The 22,969-nt window shown below is 73.1% G+C and carries 23 protein-coding genes; 14 read left to right on the forward strand and 9 right to left on the reverse strand.

What is annotated here, in order from left to right:
- Position 1 precedes the first annotated feature (1 nt).
- From ureG to ACUYMY_RS04635, 7 genes are all read left to right on the forward strand, one after another.
- Positions 2-616 carry an urease accessory protein UreG gene (ureG, locus tag ACUYMY_RS04605; protein WP_481702445.1) on the forward strand — a complete coding sequence of 205 codons (615 nt, stop codon included), beginning with the start codon at positions 2-4 and terminating at the stop codon, positions 614-616.
- Complete coding sequence (locus ACUYMY_RS04610) at positions 613-1,545, forward strand: urease accessory protein UreD (RefSeq protein ID WP_481702446.1); 933 nt, start codon at positions 613-615, stop codon at positions 1,543-1,545. Before ureG ends, ACUYMY_RS04610 begins: the two co-directional genes overlap by 4 nt.
- On the forward strand, positions 1,545-2,642 hold the full coding sequence (locus ACUYMY_RS04615) for a HoxN/HupN/NixA family nickel/cobalt transporter (protein ID WP_481702447.1): 1,098 nt from the start codon (positions 1,545-1,547) through the stop codon (positions 2,640-2,642). Before ACUYMY_RS04610 ends, ACUYMY_RS04615 begins: the two co-directional genes overlap by 1 nt.
- A gap of 92 nt (positions 2,643-2,734) precedes the next feature.
- The gene (locus tag ACUYMY_RS04620) at positions 2,735-3,391 is read left to right on the forward strand and encodes a hypothetical protein (protein WP_481702448.1); all 657 of its coding nucleotides are present in this window, start codon (positions 2,735-2,737) and stop codon (positions 3,389-3,391) included.
- Between the two features lie 469 nt (positions 3,392-3,860).
- A complete protein-coding gene (locus ACUYMY_RS04625; RefSeq protein WP_481702449.1) occupies positions 3,861-4,028 on the forward strand; it encodes a hypothetical protein in 168 nt (55 codons plus the stop codon).
- A 102-nt stretch (positions 4,029-4,130) separates the two neighbouring features.
- On the forward strand, positions 4,131-4,580 hold the full coding sequence (locus ACUYMY_RS04630) for an acyl-CoA thioesterase (RefSeq protein WP_481704960.1): 450 nt from the start codon (positions 4,131-4,133) through the stop codon (positions 4,578-4,580).
- A 132-nt stretch (positions 4,581-4,712) separates the two neighbouring features.
- On the forward strand, positions 4,713-5,594 hold the full coding sequence (locus ACUYMY_RS04635) for a DUF4190 domain-containing protein (RefSeq protein WP_481702450.1): 882 nt from the start codon (positions 4,713-4,715) through the stop codon (positions 5,592-5,594).
- Positions 5,595-5,670: 76 nt separating this feature from the next.
- Here the strand turns inward: ACUYMY_RS04635 and ACUYMY_RS04640 are convergent, their stop codons facing one another.
- The gene (locus tag ACUYMY_RS04640) at positions 5,671-9,255 is read right to left on the reverse strand and encodes a TM0106 family RecB-like putative nuclease (RefSeq protein ID WP_481702451.1); all 3,585 of its coding nucleotides are present in this window, start codon (positions 9,253-9,255) and stop codon (positions 5,671-5,673) included.
- 240 nt (positions 9,256-9,495) lie between these two features.
- On the opposite strand from ACUYMY_RS04640, the gene ACUYMY_RS04645 reads away from it, so the two are divergent.
- Entirely contained in the window at positions 9,496-10,443 is a 948-nt protein-coding gene (locus ACUYMY_RS04645) for a pullulanase X25 domain-containing protein (protein ID WP_481702452.1), read from the forward strand.
- A 131-nt stretch (positions 10,444-10,574) separates the two neighbouring features.
- Entirely contained in the window at positions 10,575-11,297 is a 723-nt protein-coding gene (locus ACUYMY_RS04650) for an HNH endonuclease family protein (RefSeq protein ID WP_481702453.1), read from the forward strand.
- A 6-nt stretch (positions 11,298-11,303) separates the two neighbouring features.
- On the opposite strand, the gene ACUYMY_RS04655 is transcribed toward ACUYMY_RS04650, so the two are convergent.
- From ACUYMY_RS04655 to ACUYMY_RS04685, 7 genes are all read right to left on the reverse strand, one after another.
- Positions 11,304-12,023, reverse strand: coding sequence for a DNA alkylation repair protein (locus ACUYMY_RS04655; protein WP_481702454.1), 720 nt, complete (start codon positions 12,021-12,023; stop codon positions 11,304-11,306).
- A 127-nt stretch (positions 12,024-12,150) separates the two neighbouring features.
- Entirely contained in the window at positions 12,151-12,504 is a 354-nt protein-coding gene (locus ACUYMY_RS04660; RefSeq protein WP_481702455.1) for an iron chaperone, read from the reverse strand.
- Between the two features lie 13 nt (positions 12,505-12,517).
- On the reverse strand, positions 12,518-13,663 hold the full coding sequence (locus ACUYMY_RS04665) for a 5-methylcytosine restriction system specificity protein McrC (protein ID WP_481702456.1): 1,146 nt from the start codon (positions 13,661-13,663) through the stop codon (positions 12,518-12,520).
- A gap of 38 nt (positions 13,664-13,701) precedes the next feature.
- Positions 13,702-15,855 (reverse strand): McrB family protein, encoded by a 2,154-nt coding sequence (locus tag ACUYMY_RS04670; RefSeq protein WP_481702457.1) that lies wholly within the window; start codon positions 15,853-15,855, stop codon positions 13,702-13,704.
- Between the two features lie 184 nt (positions 15,856-16,039).
- Entirely contained in the window at positions 16,040-16,465 is a 426-nt protein-coding gene (locus tag ACUYMY_RS04675) for a universal stress protein (RefSeq protein WP_481702458.1), read from the reverse strand.
- Positions 16,466-16,510: 45 nt separating this feature from the next.
- Positions 16,511-17,428 carry a dihydrodipicolinate synthase family protein gene (locus ACUYMY_RS04680; RefSeq protein ID WP_481702459.1) on the reverse strand — a complete coding sequence of 306 codons (918 nt, stop codon included), beginning with the start codon at positions 17,426-17,428 and terminating at the stop codon, positions 16,511-16,513.
- The gene (locus tag ACUYMY_RS04685) at positions 17,425-18,075 is read right to left on the reverse strand and encodes an SDR family oxidoreductase (RefSeq protein WP_481702460.1); all 651 of its coding nucleotides are present in this window, start codon (positions 18,073-18,075) and stop codon (positions 17,425-17,427) included. Before ACUYMY_RS04685 ends, ACUYMY_RS04680 begins: the two co-directional genes overlap by 4 nt.
- 154 nt (positions 18,076-18,229) lie before the next feature.
- On the opposite strand from ACUYMY_RS04685, the gene ACUYMY_RS04690 reads away from it, so the two are divergent.
- The 4 genes from ACUYMY_RS04690 to ACUYMY_RS04705 all read left to right on the forward strand — a co-directional run bounded on the left by ACUYMY_RS04690 (position 18,230) and on the right by ACUYMY_RS04705 (position 21,079).
- Positions 18,230-18,469 carry an SCO4226 family nickel-binding protein gene (locus tag ACUYMY_RS04690; protein WP_481702461.1) on the forward strand — a complete coding sequence of 80 codons (240 nt, stop codon included), beginning with the start codon at positions 18,230-18,232 and terminating at the stop codon, positions 18,467-18,469.
- Between the two features lie 144 nt (positions 18,470-18,613).
- On the forward strand, positions 18,614-19,477 hold the full coding sequence (locus ACUYMY_RS04695; RefSeq protein WP_481702462.1) for an NAD(P)-dependent oxidoreductase: 864 nt from the start codon (positions 18,614-18,616) through the stop codon (positions 19,475-19,477).
- Between the two features lie 67 nt (positions 19,478-19,544).
- A complete protein-coding gene (locus ACUYMY_RS04700) occupies positions 19,545-19,913 on the forward strand; it encodes a dihydrofolate reductase family protein (protein WP_481702463.1) in 369 nt (122 codons plus the stop codon).
- Complete coding sequence (locus ACUYMY_RS04705) at positions 19,910-21,079, forward strand: winged helix DNA-binding domain-containing protein (protein WP_481702464.1); 1,170 nt, start codon at positions 19,910-19,912, stop codon at positions 21,077-21,079. The genes ACUYMY_RS04700 and ACUYMY_RS04705 overlap by 4 nt, the downstream gene beginning before the upstream one ends.
- Here the strand turns inward: ACUYMY_RS04705 and ACUYMY_RS04710 are convergent.
- Positions 21,057-21,521, reverse strand: a complete 465-nt coding sequence (locus tag ACUYMY_RS04710) for a MarR family winged helix-turn-helix transcriptional regulator (RefSeq protein ID WP_481702465.1) — start codon at positions 21,519-21,521, stop codon at positions 21,057-21,059. The two genes, ACUYMY_RS04705 and ACUYMY_RS04710, sit on opposite strands and share 23 nt — an antisense overlap.
- A gap of 115 nt (positions 21,522-21,636) precedes the next feature.
- Here ACUYMY_RS04710 and ACUYMY_RS04715 point away from each other — a divergent pair, with 115 nt between their 5' ends.
- Positions 21,637-22,848 carry an MFS transporter gene (locus tag ACUYMY_RS04715; protein WP_481702466.1) on the forward strand — a complete coding sequence of 404 codons (1,212 nt, stop codon included), beginning with the start codon at positions 21,637-21,639 and terminating at the stop codon, positions 22,846-22,848.
- The last annotated feature ends 121 nt before the right edge of the window (positions 22,849-22,969 follow it).

The raw sequence follows: 22,969 nt of genomic DNA on the forward strand, positions 1-22,969 counted from the left end.
CATGAGCGATCCCGTCATCATCGGCATCGGCGGCCCGGTCGGCGCCGGGAAGACCCAGCTCGTCGAGCGCGTCACGCGCGCGCTCATCGGCGAGCTGTCCATGGCCGCGATCACCAACGACATCTACACGATCGAAGACGCCAAGATCCTGGCCCGCAACGGCGTGCTGCCCGAGGACCGGATCGTCGGCGTCGAGACCGGCGGCTGCCCGCACACCGCGATCCGCGAGGACACCTCGATGAACACCGCCGCGATCGAGGACCTCAAGGAACGGCACCCCGACCTGCAGCTCATCTTCGTCGAGTCCGGCGGGGACAACCTCTCGGCCACGTTCAGCCCCGAGCTCGTGGACTTCTCGGTCTACGTCATCGACGTGGCGCAGGGCGAGAAGATCCCGCGCAAGGCAGGGCAGGGCATGATCAAGAGCGACCTCCTCGTCATCAACAAGACCGACCTCGCCCCGCACGTCGGCGCGGACCTCGCCGTCATGGAGCGCGACTCGAAGTCCTTCCGTGGCGAGAGGCCGTTCTGCTTCACGAACCTCAAGACGGACGAGGGCCTGGACTACGTGCTCGACTGGATCCGCCGCGATGTGCTCCTGACGGACCTCGCGTGACGGCGCCCGCCGAGCCCCGTGTGCGTTCCGGCCCCGGCGAGCGCACGACGGCGGGGCCTCGCCTCACGGGCGAGCTGCGGCTCGGCCTCGAGCGGCGCGGCGGGCGCAGCGTCGTCGCCCGCCAGTACCACGAGGGCGCCCTGCGCGTGCTCCGCGCGCTCTACCCGGACGGCACGGGGCAGCCCGTGCTCACCGTCGTGAACCCTGGCGGCGGGTACCTCGGCGGGGACGCCTACGCGATGGACGTCGCCCTCGGCCCCGGGGCCTCGGCCCTGCTCACGACCCAGTCCGCGACCAAGGTCTACCGCACGCCGCAGGGCCCGGCCCACGCGCTCCACCGCGTGCGGCTCGACGCCGGCGCGCGGCTCGAGTCCGTCCCCGATCCGCTCATCGCCTACCGCAGCGCGGCGTACCGGCAGGACACCGAGGTGGACATGGCCCCGGACGCGAGCCTCGCGCTCGCCGACGTCGTGACCCACGGCTGGTCGCCCGACGGCGAGGCGTTCCGCTTCGACGAGGTCTCGCTGCGCACGCGCGTCGGGATCGGCGGGCGGCCCGCCGTCGCGGACAACCTCCTCATCCGCCCGGCCGACGGCGGCACCGCCTGGCTCATGCTCGCCGGCCGCAGCCACCTCGGCTCGCTCCTCGTCGTCGACCCGCGCGCCGACGACGCCGCCGTCGCCGCCCTGCGCTCCCACCTCGGCATCGACGCCGTGCCGGGCAGTGCTGCCCCCGCGCACGACGGCGCCGGGCCACCGCCGCCGGGAACCGCGCCGCTCGCGGGCATCACCCGACTCGCCGTGCCCGGCTTCGCCCTGCGCGTCCTCGCCGGCTCGACCCAGTCCGCCGAGGCAGTCCTGCACGCCGCCCTCGACTGGATGCGCGCCGCCTGGCACGGCCAGGGCCCGCTCGAGCTGAGGAAGCACTGATGCCCGCCCGCCCCAGCCCGCTCGAGAGGGTCTCCCTCGGCAGGCTCTCCCTCGACAGGCTCTCCGCCCGGATCGAGCGGGCGTCCTGGGGGCGCCGCGCCGCCGGGGCGCTCGCCGTCGTCGTCCTCCTCCACGCCGTGGCCGCCACGCTCCTCGCGGCGGTGCCCGCCGAGCACGCGCCGGCCGTGCTGGCGCTCGCGGGGGTGGCCTACCTCGCGGGCGTCAAGCACTCGTACGACTGGGACCACCTCGCCGCGATCGACAACTCGAGCCGCCGGTTCGCCGGGCGCGGCCAGGACCCGGTGGGCGTGGGGCTGGCGTTCAGCCTCGGCCACTCGAGCGTCGTCGGCGCCGCGGCCGCGCTCGTCCTGGCGGGCGTCGGCGCCGTCGGCCCGGCCTTCGAGGACGGGTCCGCGGCCTCGACGACGGCCCTCGGCGCGGTCGGCGCGGGCGTCTCGGGGGGCTTCCTCCTGGCCCTGGGCCTGGCCAACCTCGCCGCGTTCGCGGCCGCGGCCCGCGCCGGTCGCCTGCACCGGGCTGGAGCCGTCCTGACCCGCGAGGACCTCGAGCCGCGCGGCGTCCTCGCCCGGCTGCTCGAGCGTCCCCTCCGGCTCGTGCGCCGGCCGCGCGACATCTACGTGGTCGGGTTCCTGTTCGGACTCGGCTTCGACACCGCCACGACCGTGGGCCTCCTCGTCGCCGCCGCTGCCGCCGTGCTCGCGGGCGTCCCGGCGGCGGCGCTGCTCGCCGTGCCGTTCGCGTTCGCCGGCGCGATGACCCTGTGCGACACGGCCAACGGGATCGCCATGATGCGGCTCTACCGGCGGGCCCTCGCCGTCCCGGGCCGCCGCATCGCGTTCAACCTCGTTGTCACGGGCATGTCCGCGGCCTCGGCGCTCCTGGTCGCCGTCCTGACCCTCGGCGGGCTCGCCCGGCAGCTGCTCGGGCTGAGCGACCCGCTCACGGGGTTCCTCGCCGCCGTCGACCTCGGCGAGGCCGGCCTGCTCCTGGCGGGGGCGTTCGGCGCGGCGTGGCTGCTCGCGGTCCTGGCCGAGCGGCTGCGCCGGCCCTCGGCGGACCCGCCGACGCGGACCTAGACTGGAGAGGCCCTCGCTGGCCGACGCCCCGGCCCCCCGGCGGCCGGGGCGCGAACCTCCCGAACGGCCGCGAGCCGGTAGGAGGATCAGCCATGGACTCGACACGGCACGCGCACGGACCCCTGCACGCCGAGCACGCCACACTCCTCCGCTGGGCCGCCGTTGCCATGATCGTCGGCGGCGCGATCATGGCCCTCTTCGAGCTCGCCCGGGTCCTGGCCGGCGGCTCCGACGCCTACCGCCGCGCTGCCGGGATCGTCGTCGCCCTCGGCCAGCTCGGCATCGCCGCGGGCTGCGCGGGCCTATGGCTGCACCACTCCTTCGGCGGCAGCGTCCTGGCCCGCACGGGTCTCGCGCTCGCGATCGTCGGCCTCGTCCTCTACGCGACGGGCAACGCCATCGAGCCGTTCGCGCCCACCGTGACGTGGCCGTTCGTCGCCGCGACCCTGCTCATCCCCCTCGGCTTCATCCTCGCCGGCGCGGCCGCGGTACGCGCCCACGTGTGGGACGGCTGGGCCCGGTACCTGCCCCTCGCCGTGGGCGTCTATCCCGTCGTCGCGGTGTACCCGTGGCTCGCCATGACCGGCGCCGCCGACTCGACGTGGATCGGCCCGACGATCGTGGCCGTGTGGGGCCTCCTCTTCGCGGCCACGGGCTGGGTCGAGCTCGCCCACATCGAGCGGCGCACGACAGCGGCCGCACATGCCCGCGCGGAGGCCCACCGCGGGCGTGGAAAACGGCGCCCCTGACCGGCCCCGGCCCGTAACCGCGATTAAACAGCCAAGACACCCCCGCGCAAGTTCGCCTCCGTAGGCTCGAACCATCGGTCCGGAGGGGACGGCCAGCCACAGAGCGTTGGGTCCCCAGGAACGGACCACACGAAGCCAGCCGCGGGGCTGGCGCCGGCGGGGCACGGAGCGTCCCGGGCGGGTGTCCCGCGGCATCGGAGTCGGGCGTCAGGAGGCTACGTCCGGCCAGCGCCCCGTCCCGACTGGTCACTCCGGGACGGGGCGCCATTCTGGCCCGCCCGAGTCCCGCATTCGGGCCGACGTCAGAAACTGCACAATTCAGCCCAGCGGGCGACGCTGCCCGCCGCACATCGGCCCTGAGTTGTGCACTTTCCCACGTCAACCCGCCGCCCCGGCCCCCGCCGTCGTCCCCCGCCCGCTGGTCCCCCCTGGGCTCAGGGTGGGCTCGGAGGCGGCGGAGGGAGCGGACGTGCCGGAGTGCCTCGAGGCCCTGGTCTGGGGCAGCGTCGCGGGCGCCGCGCTCGTGCTCGGAGCCGCGGTCGCCTGGTGGTGGCGGGTGCCGCCCAACGTCGTCGGGCTCGTCATGGCCTTCGGCGCCGGAGTCTTGATCTCGTTCGTGATCAGCCACGCCGCGTGATAGACCACTCGGGTGAGCACAGAGAGCGCAGGCCAGCACGCGGCCGGGGAGTCGGCGGGCGGGGCGCACGATGGCGGGGGCCGGCTCCGCGTGCGCGTCCCCATGCGCTGGGGAGACATGGATGCCTACGGGCACATCAACAACGTCGAGATCATCCGCATGCTCGAGGAGGCCCGGATCGCGGCCTTCGGCCCTCCCGGGGGCACGGGCGCGGCGGGGGTCGAGCCCCTCGTCCCGCTCTTCTCCGCGGTCCCCGACGGGACCCTGGCGCTCGTCGTCGAGCACCGCGTGCGCTACCTGCGCCCGCTCGACTACCGCAACGTGCCCGCCGAGGTGGACGTTTGGGTGAGTGGCCTCAAGGCCGCCGCCCTGACGCTCGACTACGTGGTCCACGATCCCATCGACGGCCACGAGTGCGTGCGCGCGACGACGCAGCTCGCCTTCGTCGACGAGGCCACCGGGGCGCTCATCCGGCTCAGCCAGGAGCAGCGCGCCCGGCTCGCCCCGTACGTGGGGGCAGGTCTCTTCGCCGCAGGCGTCCGAGCGGGCTGAACAACACCGACCCCCAGGGAGCGCGCGAACCGCAGCATTCCGCCCCATGGCGTGGAATACTCACACCCAGCGCGCTTGGGCGTTCCGGCAGGGGGCCGGAAGGGGCGCGCGCTCGCGCCAGAGGGGGACTCGATGAGCAGCAGCACGCCGACAGACGGCACACCGCAGGAGCCGCAGGGCCAGGAGAAGGGCCAGCAGCCGGAGGGGCAGCAGTACGGACAGCCCGGACAGCAGCACACGCCGCTGGCCGAGACGGGGCAGCAGTACACCCAGACGGGCCAGCAGTACGGGCAGCCCGGCCAGCAGTACGGCCAGCCGGGGCAGCAGGGGCAGGCGCCCTACGGGCAGCCCGGCCAGCAGTACGGCCAGCCCGGTCAGCAGTACGGGCAGCCCGGTCAGCAGTACGGGCAGCTGGGCCAGCAGTACGGCGCTCCGGGTCCGCAGCAGAGCAAGGTCCTCGCGATCGTCGCCCTCGTCCTCGGCGGGCTCGCCTTCTTTCTGAGCTGGATCCCGTTCGTGAATTTCGTCGCCATCGCCTTCGCCATCGCAGGCGTCGTCTGCGGCGTCATCGCGCTCGTGCGCAAGCTCGGCGGCAAGCCGCTCGCCATCACCGGTGCGGCGCTCTCCGTCGTCGCGATCATCATCTCGATCGCGGTGAACGTGTTCACCGCCGCGGTCCTGTCGTCGGCAACCAATGAGCTCTCCAAGATCAGCGAGACGTTCTCCGCCCAGGCGAACGCCCAGCACACCGTCCAGTACAAGGTCACCACCAACGGCCCGGCCGAGGTCGACTACAGCGACACCAACGGATCGAAGAACGAGCGGATCACGGCGAACTGGGACAAGGAGATCACGGAGACCGGCCTCGTGTTCTCCACCCTGTCCGTCATGGCCGACTTCGAGAACAACGATGCCCAGGTGAGCTGCGAGATCGTCATCGACGGGACGATCGTGTCCCAGGAGTCGGCCTCGGGTCCCGGCGCCATGGCGGTCTGCTCGGGAACCTCGGACTGAGACCCCGCGACGGATCCTGCGGCCCCGGACTCCTGTCTGGGGCCGCAGTCGTGTGGCGCCGCAGTTCTCTGACGGGTCAGCCCCCGCACAGCCCGATGAAGGCCCCGAGCTCCTCGAGCGCGGCCGGGCGCCGGGGGAGAGCCGCGGTGAGCTGCGGCGAGCGCACGATCACGGCCCGCCACTTCCCCCGGGAGACCGCGACGTTGATCCTGTTCCGGTTCAGCAGGAAGTCCAGGCCCCGGGGCGCCTCGGCGGGGGAGGAGCACGCCATCGACACGATCACGACGACGGCCTCCTGCCCCTGGAACTTGTCCACGGTCCCGACCCTCGCCGTGGAGAGCCCGGCGTTGTCGAGGCGTTCGCGGATGAGGTTCACCTGGGCGTTGTACGGCGCGACGATGAGCACGTCGGACGCGTCGAGCACGCGCGCCCCGGCCTCGTCGTGCCATGTGAGCCCCACGTGGGCTTGGACCTCGCGCACGACGGCGTCGGCCTCCTCGGGCGAGCTCGTGGCGTTGCCGCTGTGCTCGACCCAGCGGACGGCCACCCCGGAGGGGACGCCGTCGAGCCGACGGGCCGTGGCCGCGGGGGCGGAGCGCAGGCGCCCGGAGTACGAGAGCCGCGACACGGCCTCGCAGAGTGCGGGAGCCATCCGCCATGACTCCGGGAGGAAGTAGCCGAACTCGGACGGGAGGACGCGTTCACCGGCAGCGAGCCAGCCGAGCGCGGACTCGTTGACCGGCTCCGGATGCTGCCCCTGGCTCACCTCGGGGAGCTGCTGCGGGTCGCCGAGCAGGAGCAGGCGGGGGGCCGCCCGGCTCACGGCGACCGTGTTCGCGAGGGAGAACTGGCCGGCCTCGTCGATGACGACGAGATCGAGGGACCCGGCCGGAATCTCCTGCCCCGTGAGCTGCCACGCCGTTCCGCCCACGAGGCAGCCGCCCGGAGACGCCACGAGTTCGCCGACGGACCCGTTCCGCCGGTGGGCGGGCGGCCACGGAACATCCATGTCCTCGGGCGCGAGACCGCTCCTGTGCTTCTTCGCGACCGATCCCGAGGGCACGCCGGCCGCGACCGAGCGCGTGAGCAGGTTCTCGACCACGTTGTGCGAGTTGCCCACGACCCCGACCTTCCAGCCGCTCGTGACGAGCCCCGCGATCACGCTCGCGCCGACGTGAGTCTTGCCGCTCCCCGGCGGGCCCTGCACCGCGAGGTACGAGTGGTCCAGGGAGCGCACGGCGGCCTCGATCGCCGCGACGAGCCCGTCGCCGTCGTGCACGCTCTCAGGGGCGGGAGGCAGCGGGACGGCGCCTGCCGTGCGCGGCGGGATCCGGCGCAGGACGTCCACGGCCGGCTGGGCCGGGAGCCCGGGGAGGGCCCGGGCCGCCTGCCGCGCGACCTCGCGCTGGGCAGCCTCGATCGAGCCCGTCGGAATGGGCGCATCCTCGGTGAGGGCCACCGGCAGCTGCGCGTACGGCGGCACCCTGTTCGTGCACTTCTCGCGCACCGTGAACACATCGCGGTCCCCCTCCCGGCCCATCCCGAGGATCTCGGTGCCGCTCATGCCGCTGCGGCCTATTCCGAGGGGATCCGTCGGCTCGAGTCCCTCGGGCAGCGGCTGCTCGAACTCCCGGAACCACGTCGTGCCCTCCCGGAAGTCCGAGCCCGGGGTGGCAGTCCCCACGAGCCGGGTCGTGCGCCCGAACAGGCGCCCGTCGGGCTCCCAGTCGTGGACGACCTCGGCCTCCTCGACGATGAACGCGTTCCGCACCGATTCGAGCCGGTCGAGGGGCCGCTCAAGCCGGTCGAAGTGGGCCCACCAGTACGCCTTCCGCTCGCGCGGGTGGAAGCGGACGGCCGCGGCGAGGAGCCCCAGGGCCGTATCGTCGGCGGCGTCCTGGCCGCCCGCGGGGCCTGACTCGGCGCGGGCGGCTCGCCGTCGGGCCACGAACTCCGTGAGCGCGGCCTCGTCGGGATCGACGGGGACCGGCGGCCGCGCCTCGCGCTCCTCGCGCGCCGACGACAGTGCCGCGTGCGCCGCGCGCCCCGACGACGGATGGGTCTCGGCGAGGCCGCGCAGCCACTCGCACAGCCGCAGCGTCGAGACGCAGTCGTCCCGGTTGTACTCGAGGATCAGGCCCAGAAGGTCCCGAGCCTCGCCCTCGCGCCGGGCCTCGCGGGCCGCGGTGAAGCGCGCGTACATCTCCACCGACGCGGCGCCGCCCTGGAGCTCCGCGGTGCGCAGCTCGCTGCCCATGTAGAGCGGCTCGAGCTTCTTGATCGAGTACGAGCGCTCGGAGATGCGGATCCCGCTGCGGACGGCCTGGTACAGGTCCACGAGGACGCCGTCGCGCAGCCACCCGTCCACCTCGGCCTCGCACACGCCGTGCCGCACGGAAAGCTTGCGCAGGGCGGCCTTCTCGTAGGCGGCATAGTGGTAGACGTGCAGGCCCGGGTGCTCGGCGCGCCGCTTCTCGATGTAGGCGACGAAGTCGACCAGGGCCTGGCGCTCCTCGGCGAGGGTGTGCGCGAGGAAGGAGCGGTACACGGGCTCCGCAGCCCCCGCGCCCGGAGAAGGAGCCTCGATGACGCCGAAGAGGTACTCGAGCCCCCACGTGCGCGAGGTCCGGTCGAACCACAGCGGGTCCCCCTCGAAGTCGAAGTACACGTCGCCGGGCGACGGCGGGGGCAGGGCTCCGAGCCCGTGGTCGGGCACCACCTCATACCGGACCCAGTGCTCGGGCGAGCCCTCGTGCCCCGGGGCCAGCCCGCCGCCGTCGCCCGCCACGGCGCCCGTCTGGAGCCGCGCCTGCGCGATGAGGCCTGCGAGCACCTCGTCCCCCTCGGGCTCGAGCGCGGCGAGCTGCTCGATGGTGAAGACGCCGCGGGCGTTGAGCGCGCGCCGCCGCGGCGCCGTCATGCGTGCGGTCAGGAAGAGGTCGCGGTGCTCCTCGACCTGCACGGCGCAGTACTCACAGCGCCCGCACGCGGCCACGCCCGGCGCGCCCCAGGCCGCGGGGGAGTCCTGCCCAGCATGGGTCAGGGCCAGCGCGCGGAGCCGGGCCCAGCGCTCTCGGAAGGCCGGGACGAGGTCGGTGAGGCTGAACGACTCGCTCTCGCCCGTGCCGAGGATGAGGGTCGCGGCGTCCGACGGCGGGAAGCCGGCCCGAGCGAGCTGGTCGCCGTATGCCGCGAGCTGCAGCAGGGCCGTGGTCTTGGCGTGGCGGGCGAGCTTCGTGTCGAAGACCGCGTAGCGGCCCCCGGGGCCGCGGACGAGGAAGTCCGCCCGGCCGTGGAAGTCGCCGTCGAAGAAGCTCGCCTGGAAGACGACGTCCGCCCCCGCTGCGAGGGCAGCCATCGACTCCGCATGCTTGGCCTCGAGCGTTGCCCGGTCCATGTCCGCGGCCGGCTCGATCTCCGCCACGCCGCCGGCCCTGCCCGGCGTCCATGGCCCGAACTCGTCGCGGTAGGCCTGCAGCACGGCCTGCTCGTGGACATCCCCGAGGGCGGCGGCGCGCTCCCGCATGGGGTCTGAGACATCGAGCCGCTCGGCGCGCCCGAGCTTCTCGTCGAGCCGGCGCAGGAGGCCGAACTCGCACTCGGCGGCCGTGACCAGATCCGATGCCGAGAAGACGAGCCGGCGGTCCTCGAGGAAGAACATGACCCCAGCGAAGCACACCCCTCCGACAGTCTTCGAGGCCGTCTTCCGCTCTTTTCTGTTGCACCGCCGTAACCCTGTGGAAACCACGGTCGTGAAGGGTGGGAGAATCATCCCGTGTTCGGCGTGTCACACTCGGTCACCGACAAGGTGACCCGGGAGTAACAGACCAGCATGTGAAGGGGGACGGGCGCGCTCTGCGCGCCGCGGACCGCACCTAGTGAACCTATGGGAAGGGTAGCAATGGCGAGGAACGCAAACGGGACAGAGAAGGCAGCGAAGACTGTAACGGCAGCGACGGCATCGAAGGCAGCGACGACCGAGAAGGCCGAGCAGTCCGACCTCCGGCTCAAGGCAGTGCTGGACGGCCTGGCCGAGGCGGCCTTCGCGGGTGAGGCCGCCGACGCACGCGCCGTGCTGGCCGCCGCCGTCGAGCAGGTCCCCTTCAATGACCACGAGGCGTTCCTCCTCTCGGGCGGCATCCCGCGCGGACACAAGGCCCTGACCGCGGCGACGGCCAAGCTCGTCAAGGCGGGCTGGATGGTCAAGGGCCGCTCCGGCTGGACCATCACGGAGGACGGGCTCCGCGCCACCGTAGCGTTCCCGACCGCGGCCGCGCTCGCCGAGGCCCTCGCCGCCGGGACGCCGGTCCCGGCCGACACCCCGGTCCCCACCGAGGCTCCTGCCCCGAAGAAGGCCGAGCGCAAGAAGGCTCCGGCCCGCGCGTCCAAGAAGGCCGCAGCCGCAGCGCCCGCGGAGGAGGTTCTCGCGCCCGCCGTCACGGCCGCCCCCGCCGAGCTGGCAGAGGCCCTCGAGGGCGACGCCGAGTCGCCGCTCGCCGTTGTCCCGGCCGCTGAGGAACGGGCCGAGGCGCCCATCGTCGTCGACCTGCACCAGCCCGAGGCCGTTGCGATCGCCGGCGACTTCGCGAAGTACCTTGGTGCCGAGGAGGACTGGGAGCCCACGCCCGACGCTGTCCAGATGGGCTTCGACGCGCACGGGCGCCGCTGGGTGCGCACCGTGGAGCTTCCCGCCGGGCACTACACCTTCAAGATCGCCATCAACCGGTCGTGGGACGAGAACTACGGCGCGTTCGGCACCTTCAACGGCGCGAACCACGAGCTCGCGCACGACGGCGGGCCGGTCACCATCGCGTACGACCACCGCACGAAGGACATCGCCTTCTCCTGAGTCCTGATGGCGCGCAGGCCGGGCCCGTATAGCCGACGGGCCCGGCCGGCGTCCTCGCCCATGCCGGTTCCACGACTGTCGGTCCCCCCTGATGTACTGGGGTCCGAAGCAGGAGTGGAAGGTGGGGGACTGTGGGCAGTATCGCGGGCGGGGCGGCCAAGGTGATCGGCGTTCTGGCCGTTCTCGCGGCCTTGTGGGGCGTTGCGTGGGCCGCGGGCTGGGTCGCTCCGCCCGGCTGGCCTCTCCCGGTTGGCGCAGAGGCCGAAGCAGACACGCTCCCGGCGGCCGAGCTCGCCGCCGCGCGCGCCCAGCTCGGCGGGATCCCGGTCAAGGGGCGCGCGGGAACCGGCGGCTACGAGCGCAGCGAGTTCGGCCAGGCCTGGGCCGACGTGGACCGGAACGGCTGCGACACCCGCAACGACGTCCTCGCCCGCGACCTCACGGGCGTGGCGTTCCGCGAGGGAACGCATGAGTGCGTCGTGGCCTCGGGGACCCTCGAGGACCCGTACACGGGCACCCGGATCGACTTCGTGCGCGGGCCGCGCTCCGCGGAGGTGCAGATCGACCACGTCGTCCCCCTCGCCGACGCGTGGCAGAAGGGTGCCCAGCAGTGGACCGCGCAGCGGCGGGAGCAGTTCGCCAACGACCCGGCGAACCTGCTCGCCGTCGACGGCGAGGCGAACCAGGCCAAGGGCGCCTCGGACCTTGCGACGTGGCTGCCGCAGAACAAGGCGTACCGGTGCGAGTACACGGCGCGCATCGTCGCGGTGAAGTCGGCCTACGGGCTGTGGATGACAGAGGCGGAGCACCGGCGGGCGGGGGAGCTGCTCGACGCGTGCGCGCCCCGGGGGTAGGCGGGGTCAGGATGCCTTGAGCGACTGGGCCTTGAGGAACCGCTCGCGCGTTTCCTTGGGGAGCTTCTCGACGGCGTAGCGGAGCGCGACGCGCGCCATGTGCGGCGCCCAGCGCTCGAGGAAGTCCTCGAGGCCCGGGCTCCCGGCGGTGCGCAGCGCCCAGCCGACGGCCTTCTGCACGACCGGGTCCGGATCCTCCGCGAGGATCCCGGCGATCGCGAAGGTGTCCCTGGTCTGGCCCAGCGAGAGGAAGTGCATCGTGGCCACGATGGCGGTGCGCCGCTCGTACGGTGAGGACGAGCGGGCGAGCGTGTAGAGCTGGTCCCGCGGCCTGTCTACGAGGTAGCCGCCGACGACGTGCGCGGCCGCGCGGTCGACGAGATCCCATGAGTTGATCCGGTCGTGCCGCCGCAGGTAGAGCTCGTAGAGCTCGCGCCGCTGTGCCGGCGTCGTCGTGCGGCGCCGGGCCTGGAAGTCCAGGATGGACACCGCCCCGGCCCGGGCCTCGTGCCAGGGGCTCTCGAGCAGCCGCTCGACCTCGTCCAGGGGCATGTCACCGGAGGCCTTGGCGAGCTCGAAGACGTCCCCCATGCGGACGCCCAGGAACCTGTCCCCACCTTTCCGGGCGAGGGGGAACGCGCGCTTGTATTTCCTGAGCTCGTCATCGGAGCTCAGGGCCTCGAGCGCCGCCAGGAAGGCCCCGGCGGTCTCCACCCCGGCGAACATGCCCACCCCCAGGCAACGACAGAGATCTTGGTTCGAGGGTAGCCCTCGCCCGGACCCTCTGGTACCCCTCGGCGGCGCAGGCCAACCGTGACGCGTGCATTCCGCCCGGAGTCCGGCACTAGCCCGCTCAGCCGCGCGGCGGGCCGATCTCGGCGATCCGGGCCTCGAGGATGCGCCGCACGAGGGGCTCCGGCACGGCGTCGTCCGCGGTGAACCGGAGAGTCCCGGGCGCCCAGTCGCGGCCCTCGAGCTCGTCCGCGAGCTGCGGCAGGATCTGGCCGCTGAACGGGTACATCGCGAGGTGCTTCTTGGTCGCGAGGACGCTCACGTAGCCCTTGCCCTGCAGCAGCAGCGCGGGCATCCCGTACGAGCGCCCCTCCGTCGCCTCGGGTGCGAGCTCCCGGGCCATCTCCACGATCCGCTCCAGCACGGCGCGGTCCCGCCCGTCGAGGGACTCCAGGTAGTCGGCGACCTCACCCATGAAGGGAATGGTCTCAGGCCGACGGGTCCGAGAGGTAGGGGGCGACGACCGCGATGAGCTGGTCCCGCACGAGCACAGACTCGACCGAGAGGTCCACCGTCGCGGCGCCGAGCCGGTGCCCCGCGGTCTTGAACGACTCCGCGAGGGACGCCCCCGCCGAGGGGTAGAGGAGGAGGCCGCCGGCGACGAGGGACGCGGCGTCGGCCGGGTCCTCCTGCTCGCGGACGTACGTGTAGAGCTGGTACAGGTGCCCGCTGTCGAGCGTCTCGCGCGCGAACCGCCCCGCCCGGAGCGCCGGGGTGAACTTCGTGTCGACGATGAGGCGCCGCCCGCTGCGGGGGCTGTCGATCCAGACGTCCGTGACCATGTGGGGGAGGACGGCGGCCATGCCCGGGGTGGGGCTGAGCGCGTTCCAGCCGACCTTGCGCCCGCGCTGCACGGTCCACCCGCGCGGGCGCCCGTGCACCGTGTAGAAGCCGCCGACGGCCCGCTCGAAGAGGTGCCGGAACTGGCGCTCGTCGAGCTGGCCCCGCCCGTGCCCGGGATTCGTGCGCCCGAACGGGAGCGCGAGCTCGAGGGCGAGCCGGGCGGCGAGGAGCACCGAGCGGTCCTGGGCGTCGTTGCGCGTGAGCCGGACCCCGGCGTCGCGCTGGCCCGCGCGCAGGTCGACCCGGCCGACGCCGAGCCGCTCGAGCCGCTGCGACTGGCCCTGGCAGCGGCGGATGAGCTCCTCGTCCGAGCACAGCCGCGCGATCGAGTCCAGGGCGGTCCGGATGAGGCGGTTGCGGGGCGTGTCAACCGTGAGCTCCTCGAACCGGCACGCGACGAGGCCGCGGGAGAGGAGCTGGTGGGACTCGGTGCGCAGGGTGTCGATGCCGCCGCGGACCCGCGAGAGGTCCCGCGAGGTCTTCGCGAACGACGGCGTGAGCGGCCGCCGCAGCCGGTCCTCAGTGCTCGCGACGAGCACCTCGGCGAGGAGCTCGGGCAGCTTCTCCGGGTACTCCTCGATCCCGTCGAACGCCTCCGGCCCCGACTGGTAGAACTCCGAGGCGTACAGCAGCAGGAGCCAGACGTTGCGCACGGGGATGCGCACGCCGCCGGCGACGACGACGGACCCGTCGGCGGCGGCCGGGGGCTGCTGCGCCGTCGGCTGCTGCACCTCCGGTTGCTCAGAGGAGCCGTGGCCGGGAGGCTCCGTCACTCGAGTCCTTCGAGCAGCGCCTCCGAGGCCGCCTCGGCCTTGGCCGCGTCGTCGAACCAGTACTCCTCGAGCGTCGGGACGATCTCGGTGTCGACGACGCCGCGGAACCAGTCCGGGAACGAGTTCACGCGCTCCTCGGCCGGGGGCGTGACGAACGAGTGCCCCAGCCGGAACTCCGTGCCGAGGGCCGGATCGGACGCGATCCGGTCGTTGAGCGCCTCGAAGCGGTGCCGGACGAGCTCGAGCTCGCGCGCCGCGACGCCGTGGCGCAGCGACATCCACTCCTCCCAGGCCTCGTTCACGGCCGGCTCGAGCGAGACGAACGCGAAGCGGCGGCGGAAGGCGAGGTCCATGATCGCGAGCGAGCGGTCCGCGAGGTTCATCGTGCCGATGATGTACAGGTTGCTCGGCACGTGGACGCTCTCGGTGCCCGAGCGCGGGTAGGCGAGCTGGAGGGACTCGCGCGGGGAGCGCTTACCGGCCTCGATGAGGGTCAGGAGCTCGCCGAACACCTGGACGGGGTTGCCGCGGTTGATCTCCTCGATCAGGACCACGTGCGGCACGTCCGGGTTGGCGTTGGCCCGCTCGACCATCTCGAGGAACGGCCCGTCCACGAGCGTGAGCTTGCCGTCCGAGCCGGGGCGCCAGCCGCGCACGAAGTCCTCGTAGCTCGAGTTCGGGTGGAACTGCGTGGCGCGCAGGGCGGACTTGTTGTCCTTGGTGCCGATGAGCGCGTACGCGAGCCGGCGGGCGAGCCACGTCTTGCCGGTGCCGGGAGGGCCCTGGAGGATGAGGTTCTTCTTCGAGCGCCAGCGCGCGAGGTAGCCGTTGAGCGCGGACTCGGGCAGGAAGCAGCCGTCGGTGACGATGTCGTGGACCGTGTAGCTGGCCTGCGGCGAGACGGGCGTCGGGTCGTCGTCGTCGGGCTCGGGGGCCTCGTCGGCACCGCTGGTGTCGGCGTGGGCGCCCCGGCCGTCCCGCTCGAGGTACGCCGTCCAGGACAGCTCGGGGAAGGAATGCACGGCGAACTGCGGGTCCTCGAACTTGGACGCGAGCGTGTCGATGAGCGTCACGTAGGCCGTGCCGTCGGCCGTGAAGAAGTCCTGGTCGAGCATGAGCTCGGTCTTGAGGTACTGGCGCGAGCGGCCGTCGAGCGGGACGAAGTTCCACGGCCGGATCCAGAAGAGGCCCATCGTGAGCTTCGTGCCCACCCGGTAGATGTCTCGAGCGCGGCTGTACGCGGCCGCGAAGCGGATCCGGGCGTGGTCCTCGGAGCTGTCCGCCGCCGCGATCGCTGCCTCGAAGACGTCCCAGAGCGTGTCGATGTCGTCCTTCTGCCGGGTGCCCGCCGTCGGGAAGAACCACGAGTTCTGGCTGTTCAGCAGAGGGATCCCGTCGAAGCTCGACGGCGCCGGCGTGCTCACGCCGAGCAGCTGGGCCCAGTCCGCGGCGATCGCGGTGCGCTTCTCCGGCGTCGAGCCGCGGTTGAACGTGCCCATCACGGTGAACGGGCAGATGTCCCGCAGCGGCACGGGGTTGTCCCGCCAGTCGCGGTCCATGAGGACGCCGAGCACCTCGTGCCGCTCCTGCATCTCGCGCAGGTGGGAGAGGAGCTCGGGGCGGCGGTTGCGGAAGGCGAGCAGCGCCGTCGCCGCCTCCTCGTAGAACGCGGCCCACTCGAAGTTCTGCTCGGGCTTGGGCTGGAGGTCGGCGAAGCGCTTGGCCCACGCCGGGTCGTTGCGGAACCTGTCGGTGTCCTGGGCCTCGCCCCAGAAGGCGAAGCGCAGGAGGGCCTCGCGCATCCAGTGCCCGGGGGTCACCTTCCAGATCGAGTGGCGGCCCGTGTAGAAGTACCACTCGCGCGGGCTGTCCAGGCGCGTCCAGGAGACCCCGACCTTGCGGCCGTCGCCCGGGTTCGCCGTGATGGTGCCGGTCGCCTTGATCGCCATGGCGGAGACGGCGTGCCCGCGCGGGTCGAAGGGGAGGTTCTTCTTCCGCACGTAGGTGGCCTTGAGCGCGATCTGGTCGCCGACCTTCATCGACTTGACGGTGTCGAGGTAGCGGTCCTCGAACCCGTTCTCCCAGATGCCCTCGGCGAGGAACCGCTCCGTCTGGTCGTGCGGTTCGCGGTCGCTCTGATACGCCCCCACAAACCAGTACTGACCTTCTGGAACGCCCACTTCTGCCATCGTTTCCCTGTCTCCCGAGCACGTGCCGCGGCCACGGCACCCATGCATTAGATCATGCCCGGCTGAACTGTTTCGGGCCGTTTACCCAGGGAGGGAGCGCGGGGCACCGTGGCCCCCGCCGCATGCGGCGGGGGCCACGCCAGCGTCAGTCGACGGTCTTGACGATGTACACGTCGCAGGGCGCCGTGTGGGCGACCGTGTTGGCCACGCTCCCGAGGACCCGGCCGATGCCCTGCATCCGACGGTTTCCGACGACGATCATGCGCGCCCCCAGCCGCTCCGCCTCGGCCACGATCGCTTCGGCGGGCTTGCCGCGCGCGGCCGAGTGGGTCACCGTGAGGCCCTCGGCGCCGATCTTCTCCGCGGTGTTCTTCGCGATGCCGAGCGCCGTATCGGCGTCGGAGACGATCCACGTGTCGCTGCCGCTGCCGAGCACCTCGGTGCGGTCGCTCTCGAACGCCGAGACAACGTGCAGCTGCGCCCCGAGGGCCGCCGCGATGTCCCGCGCGGCCTCCGCCGCCCGTCCTGCCGTCACGCTGCCGTCAACTCCGACGACGATGGGTCCTGCCACGATGCGCTCCCTCTGTGAATGTCCGGGTACTCAAGCCTGTGGGGCCTACAGTACCCCGCTGCTCAGGCCCGTCTGCACGAGCGCCGCGCGGACGTCCGCCCGGGCCTCGGGGCCCAGCCCGCGCAGCGGCCTCGGCAGGATGGGCCCGGACGCGAGGCCGAGCTCCTCGGCGATCGCCGCTGTGACGCGCAGGCTCCCGTGCCGGGCGAACAGCGCCCACACGGGCTCGAGGCGGGCCGAGAGCGCCGCCGCGGCGCCGCCGTCGTGCGCCGCGTGTGCGATCGCGAGGCAGGGCTCGGGCAGGACGCCGGCGAGGACGCTGTACCACGCGTCGCAGCCGGCGGCGAGGGCGGTCGCCGCCGAGGCGTCGCCGCTGATCCCGAGGGCCACGTCCGCGGGCAGGAGGGCGCGCAGGCCCTCGATGCGCTCGCGGGCGGCGTCCGGGTCGAGCGGCACGGGCGGGATCTTGATCGAGGCCACGTGCGGCAGGCGCGCGATCGCCGCGTGCAGGTCGTGGGTGAAGGCGAACCGGGTCGTGGCGGGGTTGTCGTAGACCACGAGGGGGACCGAGAGCGCGGCCGTGACGTCCTGGTAGAGCCCGAAGACCTCGTCCGGGGTGAGCGGCTGGTAGGAGACGGGCGCGAGGAGGACGGCGGCGACGCCCGCCTCCTGCGCGTCAGCGGCGTGGGCCAGGACGTCGCGGGTGCGCAGGGCGCCGATGCCCGCGAGGACCGGCGTGCCCGCGGCGTGGCGGACTGCGAGGGCGAGCACGCGGCGTCGTTCCTCCCGGTCCAGGTACGCGTAGCTGCCCGTCGAGCCGAGGGCGCCGATCGAGTCGACGCCGGCCGCGGCGAGCCGCTCGACGATCCCGGCGAACGCGCGCTCGTCGAGGCCGGACTCGTCCAGCGGCGTGAGCGGGAAGGCGCTCAGGCCGGTGAAGGGGCGGGCGGGGGTGGCGCTCACAGCGCGCCGAGCGCCTCGTCGATGGGCGTCTGCCCCTGCACGAAGCCGACGAACTGCCGGACGGTGCGCGGCTCGCGCAGGGCCGCGGCGGCCACGGCGGCGACGTCCTCGCGGCTCACGCTCCCGGTGTCCCCGGGGTTGGCGAGGGAGATGCGGCCGGTGCCGGGCTCGAGCGTGAGGGTGGAGGGGCCCAGGATCGTCCAGTCCAGGGCGGTGCCGCGCAGGTGCTCGTCCGCGGCGGCCTTGGCCTCGGCGTAGTGGAAGAACGGGTTGTCCGCGGGGACGCCGTGGTCCGGCCGGGCGCCGAGGTAGGAGACCATGACGTACCGCGGCACCCCGGCGGCCGCCGCGGCGTCCATCGAGCGGATGGCCGCCTCGCGGTCCACGGCCCGGGTCCGCTCCGGGTTCCCGCCGCCGGCCCCCGCGGACCACACGACGGCGTCGTGCCCGGCGAGCAGGTCGGCGATCCCGGCCGTGTCGAGGCGCTCGACGTCGGCGACCACCGCCAGGGCGCCCGTCGCCTCGACCTCGGGCACGTGCGCCGGGTTGCGGACGATCGAGGTCACCTCGTCGCCCCGGCCGACGAGGAGGGGAGCGAGGAGGAGGGCCACCTTGCCGTGGCCCCCGACGATCGCGATGCGGGACATGCGTGCTCCTTCTGTTCGGTTTCCGCGGCCCACGCTAGCGTGCCGGGCCTCGCATCAGGGCTTCGCCGTCCATTGACCACCGGTCGGGGCGGACTTAATCTGGCGCCGTCCCTATCGGTAACCAGTGCCATTGGTGGTAGTCATGCCGGAATTCATGGACGTTCATCACAACATGGTGGGAATCACCGCCCAGGGCCTGCGCGACGCCCACGACGCGGACCTCGCCATCCAGGACGACGAGAAGGTGAACTTCAAGATGGCCTGGGCGGACCCCGAGTCAGGCGATGTCTTCTGCCTGTCGGAGGCGCCGTCGGCCGATGCAGTGCGGAAGATCCACGAGCGGACAGGGCATCCTGCCGACGAGATCCATCCCGTCCCGCTCTACGTCTCCTGACCCTGGGAGCGCCGCCCGCGCCCCCGGAAGAGCAAGAGTCCCGGTGCCATCGGCGCCGGGACTCTTGCCGTTGGCCTGCTCCCGGCTAGCCCGTCACCCAAGCGTGTAAGATTGCAGACATCTGACATTTAGAGGGAGAAGCGCATGATGACGACCGTGGCCGTTCTGGGGACCGGGATCATGGGCGCCGGGATGGCGCGCAATATCGCGAAGACGGGCATCGAGGTGCGGGTCTGGAACCGCAGCCGGGAGCGTGCCGAGCCGCTCGCAGCAGACGGAGCCGTCGTTGCCGATTCTCCCTCTGCAGCCGTCGCCGGCGCGGATGTCGTCGTGACCATGCTCTTCGACGAGGCGGCTGTCTCCGCCGTCATGGAGGAGGCCCTTCCGGCGATGTCCGGCGGCGCGGTCTGGGTCCAGAGCGGGACCCTCGGGGTTGAGGCGACGGAGCGGCTCGCCGCACAGGCCGCCCAGGCCGGCGTCGGCTTCGTCGACGCACCCGTCATGGGGACCAAGCAGCCGGCCGAAGAGGGCAAGCTCACAGTCCTCGCGGCCGGGCCGCAGGAGGTGCGCCCCGCCGTCGTGCCCGTCTTCGACGCCGTCGCGGCGCGGACGGTCTGGGTGGGGGAGCGCCCGGGCGACGGGCACCGGCTCAAGCTCGTCGCCAACTCGTGGGTCGTCTCGGTCGTGGCAGCGGCCGCGCAGTCCATCGACCTGGCGTCCCGGCTGGGGCTGGACCCGCAGCTGTTCCTCGACACGATCGCCGGCGGCGCCTCCGACTGCACCTATGCGCAGGTCAAGGGCCGGGCCATGATCGCCGGCGAGTACCCGACCAGCTTCCCGCTCGAGGGCGCGGCGAAGGACACGCGGCTCATCCTCGAGGCCATGGGCGAGGCCGGGGCGCGCCCGGATCTCATGCAGGCGCTCGCGGGCGTGTACGCCGACGCGCTCGAGGCCGGGCACGGCGCCGACGATCTCGCCGCCGTCGTCGCAGCATTCCGGCGGAGCTGAACCGGGCGGTTCGCGGATCCGACCAAGCCGTTGACGACGGCGGGGGGCGCGCCTACCGTCTGCTCCCATGGGCCTCGTCTTCGCCGGGATGGCCGCGAGCCTGGACGGCTACATCCGCTCGAAGAGCGGTGACCTGGCCTGGCTGAACGACGCCATGGCCAAGGGCGAGGACTACGGCTTCGAGGAGACCGAGCGCAGGACCGGCGCCTACGTCATCGGGGCCAACACCTACCGGGAGATGGGCAGCGGCGGGATGGGGTCTACGGTCCCCAGCTATGTCGTGACCCATGACGCGTCCCTGCCCGTCAAGGGCAACACCCGCCTCGTCTCCGTGGACCTCGGCGAGCTCCTGGCCCAGATCCGCTCGGCCATCCCCGCGGACAAGGACATCTGCGTCTTCGGCGGCGGGCAGCTCGTGACCGAGCTCGTGGGATGAGCGGCGACGACCCTGCGGCCAGGCTCTCCTGGGCCGAAGTGTGCGGCAGGCGGCTGGCGCGGCATGGGCTGGCCGAGCCGTGGATGGATGCGAGCCCGGCCGACGCCGTCCGCGCGATCTCCGGGGCGCACGCCCAGGTGATGTCCGCCGCCGAGCTCTCCGTGGGGCTCAGGCTCCGCGGCACGAACCGCTCCGCGGTGCAGGCCGCCCTCGAGGGGGACCACACCCTCGTCAGGACCTTCGGCCTGCGCGGCACGGCGCACCTGCTGCCCACCGAGGACCTGCCGCTGTGGGCCGGGGCGCTCGACGCGCTCTGGACTCCTCCGACCCACCTTCCACCCGAGGCGCTCATGACCCGGGAGCAGACCGAGCAGGTCATCGACGCCGTCGGCGAGGCCCTGCGGGACGCCGAGCTGACCCTCGACGAGCTGACCGAGGCGGTCGTCGAGCGGGCCGGCGCCTGGGCGGGGGAGCTCGTGGTGCCCGCCTGGCAGGGGCTCTGGCCGCGCTGGCGGCCGGCCATGTACCCCGCGGCGGCCCGCGGGGTGCTCTGCTTCGGCCCGAATCGCGGCCGTGCCGTCACCTACACCAACCCGCACCGCTACCTCCCGGACCTGGAGCCCCTGGCCCCCGCAGCGGCCGGGGCCGAACTCGTGCGCCGCTACCTCCACGCCTACGGGCCGGCCACGCCCGGGGACTTCGCCCGCTGGCTCGGCTTGCCCCCGCCCGCGGCGAAGGGGTACTTCGAGGCCGTGTCAGCGGAGCTCGCCCCCGTGAGCCTCGACGGCACCCCGGTGTGGGCCAGGGCCGAGGACGCGCACCCGTCGCAGGCGCTGGCGAGGGGAGTCCGGCTCCTGCCGTACTTCGATGCCTACGCCATCGGCTGCCAGCCGCGGGACCTGCTGTTCCCCGGCCGGGCCTCGGAGCGGGCGCTCTCCGGGGGCCAGGCCGGAAACTACCCCGTGCTGCTGGTCGACGGCGTCGTCGCCGGCGTGTGGCACCACCAGCGGTCCGGCCGCAGGGTCGCGATAACGGTCGAGCCGCTCAGGCGGCTGACGGCCGCCCAGCGCAGGGAGCTCGAGGAGCAGGCGGCCCGCGTGGGCGAGGTCCTCGAGGGCGACGCGGAGCTCACCATCGGGCCCGTCACCGTGGGGCCGCACGCGTGAGCGGCGCCGCCGCGCCGAGGGCCGCGACGACCGGCGCGAGCTCGGGCTGCTCCTCCGCCTCTGCCAGGACGGCCTCGAGCGCGGCGTCGTGGACCGGCCGGACCTTCTCGTAGAGCTGGCGCCCCTGGGCCGTGAGCTCGGTGTAGAGGCCGCGCCGGTCGTCGGCGCAGAGGATCCTCGTCAGCAGGCCGCGGTCCTCGAGCCGGTTGACGAGGCGCGTCGTCGCGCTCGGGCTCAGGGCCGTCGCGCGGGCGAGCTGCTGCATCCGCATGTGCCAGCCGTCCTGGCGGCTGAGCGCGTCGAGGACCGTGTACTCGACCACGGAGAGCTTGGCCTCGGCGGAGAGCGCGCGCTCGAGCGCGGCCTCGATGAGCCCGTGCAGCGCAGCGAGCGTCCGCCAGCCCTGTGCGCGCACCTCGACGGCGTCGTCGGCGATGCCCATGTGAACCTCCTGACGAATTAGTTGCTTGCGCTTAGTATTTGCGTGTGCAACTATCTACTCCAGCAGCGCAATATGCCGCGTCTGCAACTAATCCAAGTCTAGCAGGAGATCCCTCGTGCCACTCGGCCTCATTGCCCTGTCCCTCGGTGCGTTCGGCATCGGGCTCACCGAATTCGTCATCATGGGCCTGCTGCCCGACGTCGCCCGCGACTTCGCGGTCGACGAGGCGGCCGCGGGCTGGCTCATCTCGGGCTACGCCCTCACCGTCGTGGTCGGCGCGCTCGGCGTGACCGCCGCGACGTCCCGCTGGCCCCGCAAGCCCGTGCTCATGGCCCTCCTCGGCCTCTTCATCGCCGGCAACGCGCTCTCCGCCCTCGCGCTCGACTACGGCTCGATGCTCGCCGGGCGGATCGTCGCGGCGCTGTGCCACGGCGCATTCTTCGGCATCGGCGCGGTCGTGGCCGCGGGCCTCGTCGACCCGGCCCGCAAGGCCCGCGCCGTCGCCTTCATGTTCACCGGGCTCACGGCCGCGAACGTCCTGGGCGTGCCCTTCGGCACCTTCCTCGGTCAGGAGCTCGGCTGGCGCTCGACGTTCTGGGGCATCGTCGCGATCGGCGTCCTCGCCCTCGTCGGGATCCTCGCTCTCGTGCCGGCGGACCGCGCGCACGACGGCGGGCCCGGCCTCGCGCGCGAGCTCGGCGCCTTCCGCTCGGGCCAGGTCTGGCTCTCGCTCGCCGTGACCGTGCTCGGCTACGGCGGCATGTTCGGCGCCTTCACGTACATCGCCTACACCCTGACCGAGGTCAGCGGCTTCGACGCATCGGCCGTGCCGTGGCTGCTCGTGCTCTTCGGCCTCGGGCTCTTCGCGGGGAACTGGGCCGGCGGGCGGCTCGCCGACCGCGACGTGGACCGGACGCTCGCCGGGTTCATCGCTGCCCTGCTCGCCGTGCTCGTCGTCTTCGCCGCCACCGCGGCGAGCCAGCCGGCCACGATCGTCGCGCTCTTCCTCATGGGCGGCTTCGGCTTCGGGACCGTCCCCGGCCTGCAGTCCCGCATCATGCACTTCGCCTCGCACGCCCCGACGCTGGCCTCGGGCGCGAACATCGGCGCCTTCAACCTCGGCAACGCCCTCGGCGCATGGGCCGGCGGGCTCGGCATCAGCGCGGGCCTCGGCTACACCTCGCCGATCTGGATCGGCGCCGGCATCACCCTCGCCGGGCTGGCCGTCCTCGTCATCGCGGCCCGGACCGCGCGGGCATCCGCCCTGGTCGGGGCTGAGCAGGCGGCGGGCAGCGCCCGGACCGAGCCTGCCGGCGTCGTGCGCTGAGGTCGGTGCGGGCAGGGTGCGCTAAGGGCTGCTCGATGGGTGAGTACTCGGGCCGCGATGGCAGGTGGTGGGACGCTCTGGATTCGAGTGGCGGGTACGCGTGCCGTGCGCGAGCGACCGT

It is taken from the genome of Sinomonas sp. T428B, assembly GCF_056780155.1.

Bases quoted from the DNA above. Each gene is read 5' to 3' on its own strand.
- ACUYMY_RS04615 (WP_481702447.1), top strand. From the start codon at position 1,545: ATGCCCGCCCGCCCCAGCCCGCTCGAGAGGGTCTCCCTCGGCAGGCTC.
- ACUYMY_RS04685 (WP_481702460.1), bottom strand. From the start codon at position 18,075: ATGTCCCGCATCGCGATCGTCGGGGGCCACGGCAAGGTGGCCCTCCTC.
- ACUYMY_RS04705 (WP_481702464.1), top strand. From the start codon at position 19,910: ATGAGCGGCGACGACCCTGCGGCCAGGCTCTCCTGGGCCGAAGTGTGC.
- ACUYMY_RS04635 (WP_481702450.1), top strand. From the start codon at position 4,713: ATGAGCAGCAGCACGCCGACAGACGGCACACCGCAGGAGCCGCAGGGC.
- ACUYMY_RS04710 (WP_481702465.1), bottom strand. From the start codon at position 21,521: ATGGGCATCGCCGACGACGCCGTCGAGGTGCGCGCACAGGGCTGGCGG.
- ACUYMY_RS04690 (WP_481702461.1), top strand. From the start codon at position 18,230: ATGGACGTTCATCACAACATGGTGGGAATCACCGCCCAGGGCCTGCGC.
- ACUYMY_RS04695 (WP_481702462.1), top strand. From the start codon at position 18,614: ATGATGACGACCGTGGCCGTTCTGGGGACCGGGATCATGGGCGCCGGG.
- ACUYMY_RS04645 (WP_481702452.1), top strand. From the start codon at position 9,496: ATGGCGAGGAACGCAAACGGGACAGAGAAGGCAGCGAAGACTGTAACG.
- ACUYMY_RS04700 (WP_481702463.1), top strand. From the start codon at position 19,545: ATGGGCCTCGTCTTCGCCGGGATGGCCGCGAGCCTGGACGGCTACATC.
- ureG (WP_481702445.1), top strand. From the start codon at position 2: ATGAGCGATCCCGTCATCATCGGCATCGGCGGCCCGGTCGGCGCCGGG.
- ACUYMY_RS04630 (WP_481704960.1), top strand. From the start codon at position 4,131: ATGCGCTGGGGAGACATGGATGCCTACGGGCACATCAACAACGTCGAG.
- ACUYMY_RS04620 (WP_481702448.1), top strand. From the start codon at position 2,735: ATGGACTCGACACGGCACGCGCACGGACCCCTGCACGCCGAGCACGCC.
- ACUYMY_RS04660 (WP_481702455.1), bottom strand. From the start codon at position 12,504: ATGGGTGAGGTCGCCGACTACCTGGAGTCCCTCGACGGGCGGGACCGC.
- ACUYMY_RS04655 (WP_481702454.1), bottom strand. From the start codon at position 12,023: ATGTTCGCCGGGGTGGAGACCGCCGGGGCCTTCCTGGCGGCGCTCGAG.
- ACUYMY_RS04640 (WP_481702451.1), bottom strand. From the start codon at position 9,255: ATGTTCTTCCTCGAGGACCGCCGGCTCGTCTTCTCGGCATCGGATCTG.